Raw genomic sequence first — 17775 nt, 5'->3', positions numbered from 1 at the left:
ACGCCCCAAGCCGTTGAACTAACCCAAACCACCAGGCGAGGGGATTTCGATAGAAGCGACTTTTGGCTTTCCGTAGGAAAACAACCCGGAGCGCCTATTGAAATCCCCTCGCCCCCAGGAGCACCCACCATGAACCCTTCCAATCTACCTGCGACTCCCGCCCGGAAGTTCGAACGACTTCTCGCCATATCCGATATTCACGGGCACGGCGAAGGATTAGATCTCCTGCTGCGGGAGGCCGGATACAATCCGAACAAGGATCAATTGATTCTGGGCGGCGATTACATCGATACTGCCCCGGATACCTGGAACATCCTTGACCGTATCATCGAATTAACCAACGAGGGAGCTATTGCTCTACCCGGCAACCATGAATTAAAATTATTGGCGCTTGAACCGTCAGTGCGTCTTCGGATCGAATCCAAGCTCGACTGGCTGCGTCACCTTCCGGCATGCGCCGAAGCAAATGGCTTTCTGTTCGTACATGCCGGATTTCGTCCCGGCATCCCGTTGGAGCAGCAGACGCTTCGCGACATGATCGAAATCCGCGAACCTTTCTGGAACTCCGGCGAGCAGGATTTTAACGGAAACGACCGAATCGCCGGACGAACCATCGTATTCGGTCACACGCCAACTTTCAAACTCGGCGCAACCCCAGGTTCCATCTGGACCCGCCCCGGCAAAATCGCGATCGACACCGGCGCCAAACACGGCCTGCGCCTGACCTTAATCGACCTGACCAATGCCATAACCTACTCCTGCTCGACGGCCCCCGACCGTCTTTACCTAGACGTTCGCCGCCGTAAAATTCAATTACCGACTTCCGCCGCGACTCCTCAAGTCCCCGCTAATCCTCCTCAAGCATTATAAGTCGAGGGTACCGTTTTACCGAAGCTTCTTCGCCGAAACGGCAACGCAAAAGACCTTGTTTTCCGCCTAGGCGGAAAACAAGGTCTTCAACTTGTCAAGAAAGCCTAACGTAACTAGAAGCGAGAAGACGGAGGGAGAAATTCAGTGAAGGAGCTAAAGCATTTCGAAGAAATGCACTTCGGAAGCTTATGCTATAGATCGCCTTTGAAATCGGGAAAATACAAATAAAAGTTCAATCAGTTTTCCCGATTTCAACACGCGACCGGAACGAATTTCTCTCGGAGTCTTCTCGCTTCCCCCGCCACTCTTTGCGCTTCGGTTGCTTTTTCAGCTATCATAGATCATTATCCAAAGAAAAGCAGGAGGCTTATCATGACGATCACGTTTTCTCAAGTTTCCGGTATGCAGCAAATCGAGCAAGTGGCCGCGCTGGCTTCGGACATCTGGCACGAGCACTATATCACCCTCATCACGCGCGAACAGATCACCTACATGGTGGACAAATACCAATCGGTACCCGCAATTCAGCAGCAGATTCAAAGTGAAGGCTACGCGTACTACTTGATGCAAAACGGTTCGACCCCGGTCGGCTACATGGCATTCAAGCAGGAAGACGGCAAAATGTTTTTGAGCAAGTTCTACATCGCCCGCGAGCATCGCGGCAAAGGCTATGCGAGCAAAGCGGACGCTTTTCTCGAACAACTCTGCACCGATTCCGGCTTGAGCCATATCTGGTTGACCGTCAATCGCGACAACCGCTCCAGCATCGCCGTTTACGAGAAAAAAGGATTCCGTACCGTGCGCGAACAAGTGGCTGACATCGGCAACGGATTCGTAATGGACGACTTTATCATGGAAAAAGAACTGGTCCCCCAAAGCGTCTGATTGCCTACAGATCCATCGACATCCGAATCATATCGCGGCATTGGATGCCGTTCTCGAAGATTTCTTCGTCGTAGTGCCGGGTGAAGAAATCCAAATCCACGCCGACGATTCGAAACCCGCATTTCTGGTAAAGCGCAAGCTGGCCAATTCCTGAATTGCCGGTTCCGACCTCCAGCGTACGATAACGGGTTTCACGAGCCGTCGAAATCGCGTGCTGAACCAGCTTTTTCCCGATTCCCTGCCCATGCATCGATTCATCGACTGCGACATTGACCAGCTCGACCGTTTCCGGTCTCGTGGGAAGCAGGACGTATACGCCAACGATTGCGGATTCTTTTGCAGCGACAAAAGAGAGGCCCCGACTCAGATAGTCTTCGACTATGGGGCGAGACGGATCAGCGAGCAGCAGCAGGTCCAGGGGCGGCGATTCTTCTGCGGCAAGCGGACGGATCGTTATGGATTGGAGCGACAATTGAAGTTCCTCCTTTAGCGTTGACAACATACTATTATAAGCTAAAAACCCGCTCCTTTCGCTATTTGGCGAAAAGGGCGGGCTTTTTTAAGCGATGAATGAGTACCTGATCAACATTAAGGGTAAGGTTGCGTCCACCTGAAATGCACCTCAAGCGTGTGAGTTTCAGATGAACATAAACCTCTGATTAAGAGTTGATAAAGTATTAGTCTTGGGAGACTTTCATCATTTGACGAAGCACCGTTTGCAGGATGCCTCCGTTGTAGTAGTAATCGATGTCTACCATGCTGTCCAGACGAGCGATGGCATTGAATTCGAATTTCGTGCCGTCCGTGCGGGTTACGGCTACGGTCAGCTTCTCACCCGGTTTGACGTCGTTGCTCAGGCCAAGGATATCGTACGTTTCCGTACCGTCGAGGGCCAGCGACTTCCAGCTCGAACCTTCTTCGAATTGGAGCGGCAGAACGCCCATGCCGACGAGGTTGCTGCGGTGAATCCGCTCGAAGCTTTCCGCGATAACCGCTTTGACGCCAAGCAGCATCGTGCCTTTTGCCGCCCAGTCGCGCGAGCTGCCCGTTCCGTATTCTTTACCCGCGATCACGACCAGATTCTGGCCTTCGTCCTGATACTTCATCGAAGCGTCATAGATGGACATAACTTCGTCGGTCGGCAGGTACTTGGTTACGCCGCCTTCGGTGCCCGGAGCCACCTGGTTGCGAATCCGGATGTTGGCGAACGTGCCGCGCATCATGACTTCGTGGTTGCCGCGGCGGGAGCCGTAGGAGTTGAAGTCTTTGCGTTCAACGCCGTTTTCAGCCAAATAACGTCCGCCCGGGCTGTTCGGCGCGATGCTGCCCGCCGGCGAGATATGGTCGGTCGTGACCGAGTCGCCCATGAGTGCCAGTACGCGGGATTGCTTGATGTCGGCGATATCGTTCAGGCCGTCGTTCAACTTGCGGAAGAACGGAGGATTTTGGATATACGTCGACTTTTCGTCCCATTCGTACAGTTCGCCTTCCGGCACTTCGATCTCGTTCCAACGCTCGTTGGCCGTGAAGACGTTGGCGTATTTCAGACGGAACATTTCCGGCGTGATCGCCATCGCGATCGCATCGCGAATTTCTTGCGAAGTCGGCCAAATATCGCGCAGGAAGACCGGTTCGCCTTGTTGGTCGTAGCCCAACGGCTCCGTCGCCATATCGATGTTGACCGTGCCGGCCAACGCGTAAGCCACGACGAGCGGAGGCGAAGCCAGATAGTTCATTTTGACCTGCGCGTGTACGCGGCCTTCGAAGTTACGGTTACCGGACAGAACGCCCGCAACCGTCAGATCGTTGTCCGCGACCGCCTGAGCCACTTCGTCCGGCAGCGGACCGGAGTTGCCGATACAAGTCGCGCAGCCGTAGCCGGCAACGTAGAAGCCCAGTTTTTCCAGCGGCTCGAGCAGACCCGCTTTGAACAGGTAATCGGTTACGATCAGGGAGCCCGGCGTCAAGCTGGTTTTGACGTATTCCGGACGAACCAGACCGCGTTCCACCGCTTTTTTCGCCAACAGGCCCGCGCCCAGCATTACGCTCGGGTTCGACGTGTTGGTGCAGCTTGTGATCGCGGCAATGACGACGGCGCCCGCGCTCATTTCGGTTGTTTTGCCGTTCTTGTGATTGACAGTTACTTTTTGCGCGATTTTCTCGTCGCTCAGGCCGTAGCCGCCTTTGTCGACAGGAGTGCGCACGATGTCTTCGAAGTTTTTCTTCATGTTGGTCAGTTCGATACGGTCCTGCGGACGCTTAGGTCCGGCAAGGCTCGGCACGACGGAAGCCAGATCAAGTTCCAGCACTTCGCTGAATTCCGGATCGGCCATGTCGTCGGTACGGAACATGCCTTGGGCACGGTAATAATTTTCCACGAGTTCGATCTGATCGTCTTCGCGTCCCGTGCTGCGCAGGTAGTTGATCGTTTCGGAGTCGACCGGGAAGAAACCGACCGTCGCGCCGTATTCCGGTGCCATGTTGGCAACGGTCGCGCGGTCTGCCAGGCTGATGTTGCTCAGACCCGGGCCGTAGAATTCGACGAATTTGCCGACGACGCCTTTTTTGCGCAGGATTTCCGTGACGGTCAATGCCAGGTCGGTCGCGGTCGCGCCTTCTGCCAGGCTGCCCGTCAGTTTGAAACCGACAACGTCAGGGGTAACGAAGTAGAGAGGTTGACCCAGCATGCCGGCTTCCGCCTCGATGCCGCCGACGCCCCAGCCGACGACGCCCAGGCCGTTGATCATCGTGGTGTGGGAGTCCGTGCCGACGAGGGAATCCGGGAAGACGTAAGTCTCTCCGTCGATCACTCTCGTTGCCGCTACGGAAGCGAGATACTCCAGATTGACCTGGTGCACGATGCCTGTTGACGGCGGTACGGCGCGGAAATTATCGAATGCCGTTTGCGCCCAGCGCAAGAAGCGGTAACGCTCTTCGTTACGCTCGAACTCGACATTGATGTTGTAATCCAGCGCGTCCGCCGTACCGAATGCGTCAACCATGACCGAGTGGTCGATTACGAGGTCGACAGGCACGAGCGGGTTGATCTGCTTCGGATCGCCGCCGGCAAGCTTAACCGTGTCGCGCATCGCGGCCAGATCGACCACGACCGGAACGCCGGTGAAATCTTGCAGCACGATGCGTGCCGGAATGAACGGAATTTCTTTGTTCGCGTCGCGGTCTTCGTTCCAGGTCGCGATTTGCTTGACGTGTTCCTCGGTGATCGCGCGGCCGTCGAATTGGCGAACGGCGGCTTCGAGCAGAACGCGAATCGAGAACGGAAGCTTGGAAATGCTGCCGTGTCCTTGTTCTTCGAGTGCCTTCAGGCTGTAATAACGGTAAGTCTTGCCACCGGACTCAAGAGTGCGGGCGGTGGAGAATTGATCGGACAAAGCCATGGGGTGTACCTCCTCGGAAAGTGGGATGAAGCAAGTTTAAATGTCGTTTGTTTCATTGGGTGAAACCAAATTTCAAAAATATCTGTTTTAATTATAACGTTTACAATCCGGCGCGTAAAGTCCTTTTTACCCCAAAATTGCCGCGTTGCATCGAATTTAAAAGCCTTGCGGTATGCGTCTTTTCTTTGCAGGCAGGCCGCCGATCTACTATACTGGTGAGAGAGATTTTAATGAATTGACGGGGGTTCAGACATGACAGCAAACAAAGTAACCGTAGGACTGGTATACGGCGGCAAATCAGGCGAACACGAGATTTCGTTGCAGACCGGTTTCGCGGTAATGAACGCATTCGATTACGGCAAATACGAGATCGTTCCTTTCTATATTACCCTTCGCGGCGAATGGCGAATGGGCGGCGTTCTTGACGGACCGATGAATTCGGTGGAAGACATGAAGCTGGAAGCCGCGGCAGGCGGCACGGCGGAAGCGGCGGGCGCCATGTTCGCCGCGCTTAGCGGGCAAGAGAGCAGCATCGACGTGATGTTCCCGCTACTGCACGGCACGTTCGGCGAGGACGGCACGATTCAGGGACTGTTCGAAATGGCGGGGCTTCCTTATGTGGGCGCCGGCGTGCTGTCCTCTTCCGCGGGCATGGACAAAGACGTCATGAAAAAGCTGTTCGCCGCCGCAGGTCTGGAACAGGGCGAGTATGTCGCTTTCGGCGAGCGGGATTGGCGCGTAAGCCGTCATGAACTGTTGCAGGAGGCGGAAAATAAGCTCGGCTACCCTTGCTTCGTCAAGCCGGCGAATCTAGGCTCCAGCGTGGGCATCTCCAAAGCCGCCGATCAGGAAGCATTGATCGACGCGGTGGAACTGGCGCTCCGTTACGACCGCAAGGTGCTGATCGAGACGTTCATCGACGGGCGGGAATTGGAAGTCGGCGTGCTCGGCAACGACGAACCGCAGGCTTCCGTGCCGGGCGAGATCGTGTCTTCCGGCGATTACTACGACTACAACGCGAAGTACATCGACGGCAAATCCGAGATGATGATTCCGGCTCCGGTCGATGCCGACCTGGCCGATTCGCTGCGCGAACTGGCGATTCGGGCGTTCAAAGCCGTCGAAGGCAGCGGATTGTGCCGCGCCGACTTTTTCGTGCGCCGCTCCGATAACAAAATTCTGATCAACGAAGTGAATACGATGCCGGGCTTTACGCCGTTCAGCATGTATCCGCTGCTGTGGCGCGAGACGGGGGTCTCGTATCAGGCTTTGCTCGACAAGTTGATCGAGTTGGCGCTGGAGAGACACGAGGCAAGAACGCAACTTCAATATGGTCGTTGAATCGAGCACTTGATTAAGATAACAATAGGAGGCTGCGACTATGGGATTCGAAGCGGAATTCAACTCAATCTGCAAGTTCAAGAACGAACAGGAACTGTACGAGGTGCTCGAATACGGAAAAGGCAAAATGCGCAAAGACGGGTTCCGCATTTTTCCGACCGGACAGAAAGCCATTGCTTATACGCCCGAGAATAAAGCAGTGGCGATCGTATTGGTCACGGCATCGATTGCGGAGATCAATTTTCAGGATAAAGAAATTACCCAAGTCGAATTGGATCTTGTGCGCAAGCTGACGGACGAGGAGTCCCGGGTTTTGACGACGTTGGCGCAGGAGATGTATTTCGGCGAGCAGGAATCGAAGAACAGCTAGGACGTTTTTGACAAAACGGCCCAATTCAACGAGCAGTTCAAGAAAGGCGGTAAACCAGTGGAATCGAACGACAAGATCCCTTATGTATTGACAGGAAAAAGCTATACGGCCGTTGCGGTCAATGCGGCGGCCAAGGCAGGCGAATGGATTAGAAGCAGACAGGGAACGCACGGTCAATTGTCCACGAAAACATCCGGGCAGGACCTGGTCACCGAGATCGACAAAGGCGCCGAGCAGATGATCCGCCGTTTGATCCTGACTCATTTTCCCGATCATTCCATTTTGGGCGAAGAAAGCGTCGAACCGGGCGAAGAAGCTTCGATTCGCGCGCTGTCCGAAGCTCAAGGCGAAGAATATCTGTGGATCATCGATCCGATCGACGGTACGACCAATTTCGTGCACGGTTTCCCGTTCTACTCGGTCTCGATCGCGCTGGCTCATAACGGCGAAGTGATTCTGGGCGTGATTTACGATCCGTCGCGCGACGAAATGTTCGTGGCTGAAAAAGGCAAAGGCGCTTACGTGCACGGCGTTCGCATGGCGGTGTCGCGGGAAGAGCGTTTGGCTGAAGGGTTGATCGCGGTAGGTTTCCCGGCCGATCCGATCGTGAAGCTTCCGATTAACCTGCGCGGCATCGAAGCTCTCGCGCCTCGCGCGCGCAGCTTGCGTGCCGGAGGATCGGCAGCCTTGCATCTTGCGCACGTGGCCGCCGGCCGACTGAGCGGCTATTGGGAAGCCGGCCTGAATGCTTGGGATATCGCGGCAGGCGCTTTGCTGGTTGCCGAATCCGGCGGCCGCGTCAGCGATACGTTGGGAGAAGCGTACCATCTTGGGGTACGCAACATCGTGGCGACGAACGGCGTATTGCATGCTGAATTATTGACCGTGCTGAAAGAAGCCGACGCTACGGGCGTTTAATTGTTTGACTGTTCAATTTTGGCTGTTCGATATCGACTTCCCGAGGAGGAATCGCCATGAGCGATACGCAAGACCGCAGACCCGGAATGGAAGAGTTGGAAGAAGAGCTGAGCGATCTGCTGACGGAAGGCGAAATGAAGGACGAGGACCGCGAGCGCAAAGAGCGCGAGCAGATTTCGCCAAGGTACGAGATCCGGATTCAGACGTCGCTCGATCCGATCGTCGAGGAAACTCGTCTTTATCGCCAAATGGCGGAAGAGATTGACGGCCGGTATGACGATTATTTGAAAAAAACGCGTCCGGACTCGCAGGAAATCGAGCCGGACGAATCGAAGTAAACAACAAAGGTAGATGAAGCTGGCCGCCGTATTCGGGAGTGCTTTCCGATGCGACGGCAGTTTTTTGATTATGCGGCTGCATAGGGCGTGTATTCAAACCTCGACGGACGTAGATTTTGCTGGATTTTCGTTCTCGGCAAGGAACTTTTTCGCAGTCGTGCCGGGGCACGTCAAGAGAAAGTGACACAGCAGAGGGCGGAAAGGCGGCAAAAGATACACGTTGGCAGGTTTGAATACACGCCCTTGCAGACCGGATGTCGCCCCTATTCGAAGCGGTCCGGAAGGACCAGAAGGAGACAACAATGACAACGACGACATGGAAAAAAAGCTGGAAGGTGCTCGTATGCGCGGCACTCGTTCTACCGGCATTCGGACTGGCGGGCATTCGCGATACTTTTGCAGCGGAAGAGACTTATAAGGTTGTCACGTTCGGCGATTCGCTCACAGCCGGTTACGAGCCGGAAAAAGCCCCTGCCGACTATTACGGATTCGTTCCGCGTTTGGCGGAACAAGGACGTTTTCACGGACGCACGGAAGTGGCGAACTACGGGATTTCCGGCTTGAACTCGTCCGGGCTCGAGCATTATATCGAAGCGGTTCGCGCAGGAACGAACACGACGGCCGACGCTATTCAAAGCGGGCTGCGCGATCCGAACGCTGCCGTGTTCGCTTCCGGCGTGGCTGCCGTTCGCGCGGACGTGGCGGAAGCCGACGTCATCGCGATTACGATCGGCGGCAACGATCTGCTGCCGTTGATTACCGGCACTCTTCCTACGGCGGCCGAACTGACGCCGAAGGTCGAAGCGCTGCTGCAAACGTATGCGGTTAACCTTAGCGAAGTGTTGACCGATCTGCGCGAGATTAACCCGGATGCGCGCATCGTGGTCGCCGATCAATACCAGCCTGTTCCGGCAGTCGCGGCCAAAACGTTGTACGCGACGCTCAACCAGGCGGCAGCTGCGTATACGACGACGTTGAACGGCGTAGTGACCGCGCAAAACGCGGCGGGCGGCCATGTCGAAGCGGTTAACGTGGCTCCGTTGTTCGTGGGACGCGAAATGCAGCTGACGCATATCGCCCGCCAGGATATTCATCCCAACCAAGTCGGGTATGAGGCGCTCGCCAAAGCCTTTTCCGAAAAGATTTGGGGCGAGTACCGTACATTGAGCAAAGCCCCGGCTTCGACCACGGTAGCCGTCGTTGTATCCGGCAAAGAGCTGAACACCAGCTTCAAGCCGATTCTGAAAAACGGCACGACTTTCGTCGTGCTGCGTGATATTACCGATGCTCTGGGCGCCAACCTCAAATGGGACAACAAAACGTCCACGGCCAGCATCGACTTCGGAGGTCGCAGCGTGGCGATTCCGGTCGATAAAAAGTCGATTACCGTAAACGGCAAAAATACGGCGATCAAAATTCCGGCATTCACCGAAAAAGTGAACGGAGTGTCGAAAACCTATGTGCCTTTGGCCGTCTTGGCGGACGGGCTTGGATTCGACGTTCAATATACGCCGCGCCTGCGCACGGTATTCGTGAATCCGTAACTTTTCAGACGATCAGGGGCGAGTACCGCTTTTCGTTTCATTCAGACCAGAACCGGAAACTTCCGGGTCTGGTTTTTTTGTCGAATCTTCCGGTTGTCGAATCGTTTTTCCTTCTCGTCGGCAGGGTAATAAGAAACTAGTCAGGAATGCGGCGTGAAGACAACATTCATCATTTTTTGATTAATTCGAGTAAGGGGATATGAAACCGTGAAGCAAAATCGGACCGAAAAACTTAGAAATCTGGTGTCGCAAAGCGGCATTTACCATTCCCTGCTCGCTAACCACCCAGATGGCATTGTGGTCCTGGATGAGCGGGGTGCGATCATTGATTCAAATGCGGCCGTTCTGCACATTACCGGATACAAGGTAGAGGAGCTGGCCGATATGGCCCGTGCTACCCATGGAGTCCAGGATGGGGCTTTTGGAGATCTTCGAGATTTGTTTACCCAAGCATGTGACGGACAGGTAGTCGAGATCGAGTTCGGTATGCGGCATAAGCGAGGGACGGAGCTGCAATTGCACTTGGAATTCATTCCGCTTCGACACGAATTTGAGCAGCTTGGCGTCTATATTGTATGCCGGGATAAGACGGAACGAAAATTGGCGCAGCGCCGACTTCAAGAGAGCGAAGAGCGCTACAAATCATTGTTCGACCACAATCCTTCCGGCGTCTACTCATTGAGTCTGGAGGGAGTTTACATATCCTGCAACGACAGCATGGCCGAGCTGCTTGGGTGCAACCGGGAAGACCTGCTCGGCAAGTCTTATCGCTCCGTGATCGAAGACGAGAATTTGGAGCGCACGAATACGCATTTTGCAGCGGCTTGCCGCGGAATTCCGCAAAATTATGAAGCTTCGATTATTCGCTCCGACGGGGAAAAGGTTGAACTGAGCATCACGAATGTACCTATCTTTGTAGACGGCAAAGTCGTTGGCGTTTACGGAATCGCAGGCAATATCACGGAACGCAAGCGTTACGTACAGCGGATCGAACGTCTCGGCTACGAGCATAGCTTGATTTTGAGTGCCGTTTCCGAAGGGATTTTCGGTATCGGGATGGATGGGCGAACCATGTTTGCCAACCCTCCGGCATTGCGAATGCTCGGTTATGAACAAGACGAGTTTATCGGTAGAGATAATCATCATCTGCTATCCCATTCCCAGAGCGGGGGCGTTCCGTATTCGGTAGACGCCTGTCCGATCTGCGCAACCGTTCATGACGGCACATCCCGACCCGCGACCGAAGGCGTGTTATGGAAAAAAGACGGGTCGAGCTGTTTGGTGGAATACACTGTCAATCCTCTGATCGATCAAGGACAGGTTCAAGGAACCGTTGTCGTGTTCCGCGACATTACGAATGAGCGAGAGGTGCTGCGGCAGAAAGAACTGGCAGAGCAGGCCGCATCGGCCAAAGCGGAGTTCCTTGCCATTATGAGTCACGAGATCCGCACGCCGATGAATGGCGTGCTCGGCATGACCGATCTTTTGCTCGACACCGAATTGACGGAAGAACAGAGGGAATTCGTCCAAATTGTCAGTGACAGCGGACATTCGTTGATGCGTATCTTGAATGACGTGCTCGACTTCAGCAAGATTGACGCGGGCAGCCTGGTGCTTGAACCGGAAAGTACGCTGTTGGCTCCGTTGGTGGCTAGCGCCACGGAACTGTTTGCGCCGCGCGCATCGGAACGGGGCGTATCGCTCCATTGCGAGATCGGACCCGGAGTGCCGGACGAGATCGTGACTGATCCGGTTCGTTTGAGGCAGATTTTGACCAACTTGATCGGTAATGCGGTCAAATTCACGGAGACGGGCGCGGTAGTCGTTTCCGTACAGGTAGTAGCAGAGTCCAGCGCGGCAGATCCTGTTTTAGCGTTTCGGGTCGAAGATACGGGAGTGGGCATTCCTCAAGATAAGTTGGGGCGATTGTTTCAGTCTTTCTCGCAACTTCATCCTGAACTGAATCGGAAATACGGAGGCACGGGCCTCGGCTTATCGATTTGCAAAAGGTTGGTTGAACTGATGGGAGGCGCGATCCGTGCGGAGAGCCGTCAAGGCGAAGGATCGGTATTCCAATTTACGTTGCCTTGCGGCAGCATTGAAACGTTTGAGCGCATCGAGTTGTTCGATAACAGATCGGCCGCTCCGGCTTTCGACGATCTGCGTATTTTGATTGCTGAAGACCATCCTGTTAACCGTCGTTTGCTGCGGGAGCTGCTGCTCAAATTCGGCTATGCCGCAGACGTGGCCGAGAACGGAATCGAAGCCTTTGAAGCCGTGGTCAAAAATCAATATGATCTGGTCTTCATGGATGCGCAAATGCCTGAAATGGACGGAATGACGGCAGCCCGTTTGATTCAACAGATACTCCCTGAAGATGCGCTGCCTTATCTGGTCGCGGTGACCGCGTTCGTCCAACCGGGCTTCGAGCAGGAGTGCCGAAATGCCGGGATGCAAGATTATATTGCCAAGCCGATCTCGGAAGCCGATATTCGGCGCGTGTTGTTTGATCCGGATAGCCGTTTGCGCAAGTTTTTGAATCGGCGTCAGGTGATCTGATTGCGAAAAAGAAAAAAGAGGCAGGAGATTATTTCTCCCGCCTCTTTGGCGCGCGTCGCCAGCCGTATACTTGAATATGCACGAATGCCTTGCTGAGCATAAAGCTTAACATATACAAAATGACCAACAAAATCACAAGCGGGCGAAACAGCAAGGAAGCGACTACCCAGATCAGTAGCAGTTGCCAAAGCTTGAAGCGACGGAAGAAGACCGGAAGCGTGAAAATACGGTAAAACCAATAATTCTTTTGCAGCGCCTCCATATATTCGTTTCGTATCTGCTCGTCGTCGGGATCTATGCGAATGGCTTGCTCCATCATCGTCTTGGCTGTTTTAGCGTCGCCTCGTCGGTCTGCCGCCCAACCGAGGTAGAGAAACGTTTGCGAATTCTCGACATCTTTGCGGAGCGCAATCTCGGCATTCTCGACCGAAGCCTCGAATTGAAGAAGATTGGCTAAAATATAGCTGTATAGCGAGTAGTACAGACCGTTCTCCGTATCGATGTTCAAGGCTTGCTCGATGCTGCTTTTGGCCAGTTCGAATTTGCCGTGTTTGTTATGTCGGTTGGCGAGCAGGTAATGCAGGTGCGCGCGGTACGGGTTGATCGTCAATGCCGTCCGGGCCGCTTCTTCCATCTGCGGCCATTTGCCCGTCGAGTAGAAGATCACCGCCCGCAAAAACCAGGCGTCTTCGTCGTTGGGATCGATACGCAGCGCCTGCCCCGTGCAATCCAAAGCTTTGTCGAGCTCGTTCAATTTGATATAGGCCAAAGTCAGCGCATTGTAAGGGGCTGCCGCCTCGGGTTCTTCGCCCAGCCATTCGCCGGCTTCGGCCAGCGCTTCTTTGTGCCGTCCCCAATCCAGCAGACGCTGGAAGCGCTCGGCTCGAAGGCCGGAAGGGACGGGATTATTTGTTTCTTCGCTCACTGTTTCGCCTCCCGCTTTCCGTCTGCGTTCGAAGACATGACCTAGGTCGTGTCTTCAAACCTACTGACGTGTATCTTCAACTGCCTTTTCCCCCTCTTCTTCGTCACTTTCTCTTGATGTACCCCGGCACACCTGCGAAAAAGTTCCTTGCCGAGAACGAAAATTCAGCTGAATCTACTTCCGTCGAGGTTTGAAGACACGCCCTAGCGAATCTTATGCTTTTTGATATATTCCAGCACCGAAGCGTATTCGCCGTTCGTATCGCTGAACGTGGCGTAATTGCGTGCGGTAGCGAACCAATCCAGCGTGGAGGCTTGGCGGGTTTTGAGCACGCGGCGGAAATCCGTATCGGCCAGAGGTTGGATCTCGTCCGTTTCCATGGCGCGTTCCAGTGCCATCTCGGTCGCGTCGCGTACCATCTGTTCAAGGTCTGCGCCGGAAAAAAGAGAAGTGCTTTCGGCAAGTTTGCGTACGTTCAATCCGTTTGCCGGTTTGCCGTCCAGCTTCAGCTTGAGAATCGTAGCCCGTTCTTCTTCTTCGGGCGGCGTGACAAACAGCAGATTGTTGAATCGTCCCGGACGGCGCAGCGCGGAATCGAGATACCACGGCGTGTTCGTCGCTCCAATGATAAACACGTTTTCGTTAAAACTGGCCAGTCCGTCGAGTTCGATCAGCAGCTGGTTGACCAGCATCCTGTCGTGGTGTTGCCGCATGCCTTGGCGGCTGCCGCCCAAGGCGTCCAATTCGTCGATGAATAAGACGCAAGGCGCTTCGGCCCGTGCTTTTTCGAAAATATCATGCAAATTATGTTCGCTTCCGCCGACGTACATCGATAAAATCGCTTGCAGCTCCAAATGCAGGAAGGTCGCGTTGATTTCGCCTGCGACAGCCCGGGCAAGAAACGTCTTGCCGCAACCCGGCGGGCCGTATAACAGCAATGAACCTCCGGCTTGTCGGCCATAAGCCGCGAACAGCTCCGGTTTTTGAAGCGGCAGGATAAAATTCATGCGGATTTTCTTCTTGATCTCCTCAAGTCCGCCGACGTCGGCGAACGTGACCGTCGGTTTTTCGGTCTCTACCAAATCCTCGGCGTTCTTGTCGAATTGGATCACTTTCAGGTTTTTCCGGCGCTGTTCCTTCTCCTCGTCCATGGCTTCTCCCTTCCGCTTGCTGTTTTCTTTTATCTTAACCGATCGAGGGGGCTTTTCACCAGAAACGATACCTTAAGAAGCAAGCTATTTTCGATTGACTGAACACAAAAAGTTTGTCGCGTTTATATTTTTGAAAACCCTCTTATATCCAAAAGTTTTTTTTTGTATACTGCAAATTAAGATCCTGTTTTAATTTAAAGGGGGTACTGAATACTTGTTCAAATCCATCGGGAAAAAGGTTGTTTCTTCTAGCGTTATAGCCTCAATGTTGTTAGTTCCTGTTTCTTCCGTTTTTGCAGAGAGCGGTTTCACCGATATTGATAATTCTTATGCTAAAAGCGAAATAGAAGAATTGGAGAGTCGTGGCATATTCAATGGAGAAGGGGGCGGACGCTTCAATCCGACAGGAGCGATATCCCGGCAGGATTTTGCCTTAGTTCTGGCTAGAGCATTGAGTTTGGATATGTCAGCACCCTCGCCTGTATCTTCTTTTTCGGATGTGTCTACGTCCAGTTATGCTTACGCGGCAATCGACGCTCTGGAACGGGCAGGACTTATTTCGGGAATCGGAAATGGAAAGTTCGGGATGGGGAGTTCGCTTACGCGGGAGCAGATGGTGGTTCTGTTCGTTCGTGCCTTGGGCGTGGACCCGTCTGGACAAGCCGAACGTTTAACGTTTAACGATACCGATACGATCTCGGTGTGGGCTAGGGATTCAATCGGTTATGCCATCTCGGTGGGGCTTATTCAAGGAACGGGAAATGGTCGATTTAACCCCAAAGGCATCGTGGATCGACAGCAACTGGCGATAATGGCAAGCTATTTTGTTGCAATGGAATTCAATGCCTCCAATCCGCCGACTTCGCCCGATACTTCTAATCCTATTCCCAATACTTCTAATCCTATTAATGTTCCGACTCCCCCGGCAACTCCTGTTCCCATCATTCCGGTCAATCAAAACGAAATTCCAGTATCGAATCCGGGCAACAATAACACTACTCCTTCTTTTTCTAGTTTAACAAGCATTCAAGCGCCTGCTCCTATAACCGGAGTAGCGAACGGAACGTCCAAAACGCCGGAAGCCCTCGGATTGCCTGGGACGGTCGCGATTCTAACAAGCACCGGAACTCGAAGCGCTACCGTAATTTGGGATGTGGCGGAGTCGACTTATATGCCTTCCCGAACGGATGCGCAAACGTTTACCGTTAAGGGGAGTGTGACGCTTCCCTCTGGAGTCAGCAATCCGAACAATGTGAAGCTGATTACACAAGTGAGCGTGTCGGTTGCGGCTTATGTTTCTCTAAGCAGTATAAGTCCTGCAAAAGGTGCAACAACAGGCGGTACAACGGTCATCCTGACGGGCGCGCAACTGTCGGGAACGACGGGAATAACGATCGGGGGAGTTCCTGTAACTTCGTTCACTGTAGATTCCGCTACGCAAATTACGGCGGTTACGCCTGCGGGAACAGCGGGAAGCGCCGACGTGGTTGTAACGACAGCGGGAGGAAGCGCGACGTTAAGCAACGGATTCACGTATGTAGCCGCGCCGACGTTGAGCAACCTGACTCCGTCCACGGGGACGGAAGCAGGAGGAACGTCGGTAACGCTGAGCGGCACGAACTTTACGGGAGCGACGTCGGTGACGTTTGGCGGAGTGGCTGCGACATCGTTCGTTGTGAACTCTGACACGTCGATCACGGCGGTTACGCCTGCGGGAACAGCGGGAAGCGTCGACGTAGTCGTAACGACGTCAGGAGGAAGCGCGACGTTAAGCAACGGATTCACCTACGTATCGGGACCGTGACGGAGATTCTGCATTAGTCTGACGGTGGGTAGAATACAAACATGAGCATGCATGAAAAAGTTATGCGAAATCTATAGTTATGAATTTTAAGGTAGAGATTTTTCGTAAAACAAAAGGATGACACCAAAAAATTGGTGTCATCCTTTTTCAGCTTAACAACGACTTGAAGTATGGATGTTTCCGATGAACGTAAATCTTAGATTTAATTCAGTCGAATTACTAGCGCATCTCTTTCAGTGCCGAGTCCGCCGCTTCCAGCGTCCGCTCAATATCCGCGTCCGTATGCGCGGTCGTCAGGAACCACGCCTCGTATTTGGAAGGCGCGAGGCAGACTCCGCGGTTCAGCATCCCGCGGAAGAACGCGGCAAATGCTTCGCCGTCGGTATCCTGCGCCTGATCGTAGTTCGTCACCGGATGATCGCAGAAATGCGTCGAGAACGAACCGCGGATACGGTTGATCGTCAGCGGTACGCCGTGGCGCTTCGCGGCTTCGCCGATGCCGTCGGTCAGACGGATCGCCAGGCGGTTCATTTCTTCGTAGACGCCTTCGCCTTGCAGCACTTCGAGACAAGCGATGCCCGCCGATACGGAGATCGGGTTGCCCGCCATCGTGCCCGCCTGGTAAGCAGGGCCTAGCGGAGCGACCTGTTCCATAACATGCTTGCGGCCGCCGTAAGCGCCGATCGGCAGGCCGCCGCCAAGGATTTTGCCCAGCGCGGTCAGATCGGGCGTGATGGCATCGTGATTATCCAGCTCGGCAAAAGTCTGCGCCGAACCGTAATGGAATCGGAACGCCGTGATGACTTCGTCGTAGATCACGAGCGCGCCGTGGTCGTGCGTCAGCTTGCATAGGCCTTCGAGGAAGCCTTTTTCCGGCATGACCATCCCGAAGTTGCCGACGATCGGCTCTACCATGACGGCCGCGATCTGGCCTTCCCAGTGGTTCAGTGCTTGCTCCAGAGCCTCCAGATCGTTAAAAGGCACCGTGATGACTTCCTGCGCGATGCTGGCCGGTACGCCTGCGCTGTCCGGCGTGCCGAGCGTCGAAGGACCGGAGCCTGCGGCAACCAGCACCAGGTCGGAGTGCCCGTGGTAGCAGCCCGCGAATTTGATGATCTTCGAACGATCCGTATACGCGCGCGCGACGCGGATCGTCGACATGACGGCCTCGGTGCCGGAGTTGACGAAGCGAACTTTGTCCATCGAAGGAATCGCGTCTTTCAGCATTTTGGCAAGATGGATCTCCAGTTCGGTAGGCGTTCCGTACAGCGTGCCGTTTTGCGCGGCGCGAACGATCGCTTCGGTGATATGCGGATGCGCATGGCCGGTAATGATCGGGCCGTAAGCGGCCAGATAATCAATGTATTCATTGCCGTCGACGTCCCAGAAATGGGAGCCTTGTCCCTTTTTCATGAAGACGGGAGCGCCGCCGCCGACCGCTTTGAACGAGCGGGAAGGGCTGTTGACGCCGCCGACGATATGTTCGAGCGCTTCGGCGTAGAGTTTTTCGGAATTTGGACGATTCATGGTTCACTTTCCTTTCGGGATAGGGGATCGGATGTATGGCTACGGCCGCAGGCCGGCTCAAGTCAAAGGGCGCCTTTCGAATAAAGGCGCCCTTTAAGGGTAACGAATTTTGCGTCCCGCGTACAGGGACGATTTGGTTAAGTTT

The 17775-nt window shown here is 54.2% G+C and carries 14 protein-coding genes and 1 pseudogene; 10 read left to right on the top strand and 5 right to left on the bottom strand.

The window, feature by feature from the left end:
- The first annotated feature begins 129 nt into the window (after positions 1 to 129).
- A complete protein-coding gene (locus SACSAC_RS06930) occupies positions 130 to 870 on the top strand; it encodes a metallophosphoesterase (protein WP_051506934.1) in 741 nt (246 codons plus the stop codon).
- A gap of 372 nt (positions 871 to 1242) precedes the next feature.
- Complete coding sequence (locus SACSAC_RS06925; protein ID WP_037284872.1) at positions 1243 to 1755, top strand: GNAT family N-acetyltransferase; 513 nt, start codon at positions 1243 to 1245, stop codon at positions 1753 to 1755.
- A 4-nt stretch (positions 1756 to 1759) separates the two neighbouring features.
- Here SACSAC_RS06925 and SACSAC_RS06920 read toward each other — a convergent pair whose 3' ends face one another.
- Both SACSAC_RS06920 and acnA read right to left on the bottom strand, forming a co-directional pair.
- A complete protein-coding gene (locus tag SACSAC_RS06920; protein WP_037292259.1) occupies positions 1760 to 2212 on the bottom strand; it encodes a GNAT family N-acetyltransferase in 453 nt (150 codons plus the stop codon).
- A gap of 220 nt (positions 2213 to 2432) precedes the next feature.
- Positions 2433 to 5153: an aconitate hydratase AcnA gene (gene acnA / locus SACSAC_RS06915; RefSeq protein ID WP_037284870.1), complete on the bottom strand. Its 2721-nt coding sequence runs from the start codon at positions 5151 to 5153 to the stop codon at positions 2433 to 2435.
- A gap of 252 nt (positions 5154 to 5405) precedes the next feature.
- Here acnA and SACSAC_RS06910 point away from each other — a divergent pair, with 252 nt between their 5' ends.
- The 6 genes from SACSAC_RS06910 (at position 5406) to SACSAC_RS06885 (ending at position 12223) form a co-directional block, all read left to right on the top strand.
- Complete coding sequence (locus tag SACSAC_RS06910) at positions 5406 to 6494, top strand: D-alanine--D-alanine ligase (RefSeq protein WP_037284869.1); 1089 nt, start codon at positions 5406 to 5408, stop codon at positions 6492 to 6494.
- A 40-nt stretch (positions 6495 to 6534) separates the two neighbouring features.
- Positions 6535 to 6864, top strand: a complete 330-nt coding sequence (locus SACSAC_RS06905; protein WP_037284868.1) for a hypothetical protein — start codon at positions 6535 to 6537, stop codon at positions 6862 to 6864.
- A 57-nt stretch (positions 6865 to 6921) separates the two neighbouring features.
- Positions 6922 to 7782: an inositol monophosphatase family protein gene (locus SACSAC_RS06900; RefSeq protein ID WP_037284867.1), complete on the top strand. Its 861-nt coding sequence runs from the start codon at positions 6922 to 6924 to the stop codon at positions 7780 to 7782.
- 56 nt (positions 7783 to 7838) lie between these two features.
- Positions 7839 to 8120, top strand: coding sequence for a hypothetical protein (locus tag SACSAC_RS06895; RefSeq protein WP_037284866.1), 282 nt, complete (start codon positions 7839 to 7841; stop codon positions 8118 to 8120).
- Positions 8121 to 8422: 302 nt separating this feature from the next.
- Complete coding sequence (locus SACSAC_RS06890; protein ID WP_037284864.1) at positions 8423 to 9664, top strand: stalk domain-containing protein; 1242 nt, start codon at positions 8423 to 8425, stop codon at positions 9662 to 9664.
- A gap of 207 nt (positions 9665 to 9871) precedes the next feature.
- Complete coding sequence (locus SACSAC_RS06885; RefSeq protein ID WP_037284862.1) at positions 9872 to 12223, top strand: PAS domain-containing hybrid sensor histidine kinase/response regulator; 2352 nt, start codon at positions 9872 to 9874, stop codon at positions 12221 to 12223.
- Positions 12224 to 12251: 28 nt separating this feature from the next.
- Here the strand turns inward: SACSAC_RS06885 and SACSAC_RS06880 are convergent, their stop codons facing one another.
- Together SACSAC_RS06880 and SACSAC_RS06875 are read right to left on the bottom strand one after the other, a co-directional pair.
- A complete protein-coding gene (locus SACSAC_RS06880) occupies positions 12252 to 13148 on the bottom strand; it encodes a tetratricopeptide repeat protein (RefSeq protein ID WP_051506933.1) in 897 nt (298 codons plus the stop codon).
- Positions 13149 to 13351: 203 nt separating this feature from the next.
- A complete protein-coding gene (locus tag SACSAC_RS06875) occupies positions 13352 to 14299 on the bottom strand; it encodes an ATP-binding protein (RefSeq protein ID WP_037284860.1) in 948 nt (315 codons plus the stop codon).
- A gap of 265 nt (positions 14300 to 14564) precedes the next feature.
- On the opposite strand from SACSAC_RS06875, the pseudogene SACSAC_RS28735 reads away from it, so the two are divergent.
- A pseudogene (locus tag SACSAC_RS28735) lies at positions 14565 to 14720 on the top strand (S-layer homology domain-containing protein); the annotation flags it as partial.
- 42 nt (positions 14721 to 14762) lie between these two features.
- Entirely contained in the window at positions 14763 to 16103 is a 1341-nt protein-coding gene (locus SACSAC_RS26880) for an IPT/TIG domain-containing protein (RefSeq protein ID WP_245608729.1), read from the top strand.
- Positions 16104 to 16322: 219 nt separating this feature from the next.
- Here SACSAC_RS26880 and SACSAC_RS06865 read toward each other — a convergent pair whose 3' ends face one another.
- Positions 16323 to 17630 carry a glutamate-1-semialdehyde 2,1-aminomutase gene (locus SACSAC_RS06865; protein WP_037284858.1) on the bottom strand — a complete coding sequence of 436 codons (1308 nt, stop codon included), beginning with the start codon at positions 17628 to 17630 and terminating at the stop codon, positions 16323 to 16325.
- Positions 17631 to 17775: the final 145 nt, after the last annotated feature.

Origin of the sequence: Saccharibacillus sacchari DSM 19268, from assembly GCF_000585395.1 — a bacterium.
GTDB classification, from domain to species: domain Bacteria; phylum Bacillota; class Bacilli; order Paenibacillales; family Paenibacillaceae; genus Saccharibacillus; species Saccharibacillus sacchari.
This window is presented reverse-complemented; position numbering and strand designations above follow the sequence as displayed.

Coding starts and splice junctions, on each gene's coding strand:
- SACSAC_RS06930 (WP_051506934.1), top strand. CDS start 130: ATGAACCCTTCCAATCTACCTGCGACTCCCGCCCGGAAGTTCGAACGA.
- SACSAC_RS06925 (WP_037284872.1), top strand. CDS start 1,243: ATGACGATCACGTTTTCTCAAGTTTCCGGTATGCAGCAAATCGAGCAA.
- acnA (WP_037284870.1), bottom strand. CDS start 5,153: ATGGCTTTGTCCGATCAATTCTCCACCGCCCGCACTCTTGAGTCCGGT.
- SACSAC_RS06910 (WP_037284869.1), top strand. CDS start 5,406: ATGACAGCAAACAAAGTAACCGTAGGACTGGTATACGGCGGCAAATCA.
- SACSAC_RS06905 (WP_037284868.1), top strand. CDS start 6,535: ATGGGATTCGAAGCGGAATTCAACTCAATCTGCAAGTTCAAGAACGAA.
- SACSAC_RS06895 (WP_037284866.1), top strand. CDS start 7,839: ATGAGCGATACGCAAGACCGCAGACCCGGAATGGAAGAGTTGGAAGAA.
- SACSAC_RS06890 (WP_037284864.1), top strand. CDS start 8,423: ATGACAACGACGACATGGAAAAAAAGCTGGAAGGTGCTCGTATGCGCG.
- SACSAC_RS06875 (WP_037284860.1), bottom strand. CDS start 14,299: ATGGACGAGGAGAAGGAACAGCGCCGGAAAAACCTGAAAGTGATCCAA.
- SACSAC_RS26880 (WP_245608729.1), top strand. CDS start 14,763: ATGTCAGCACCCTCGCCTGTATCTTCTTTTTCGGATGTGTCTACGTCC.
- SACSAC_RS06865 (WP_037284858.1), bottom strand. CDS start 17,630: ATGAATCGTCCAAATTCCGAAAAACTCTACGCCGAAGCGCTCGAACAT.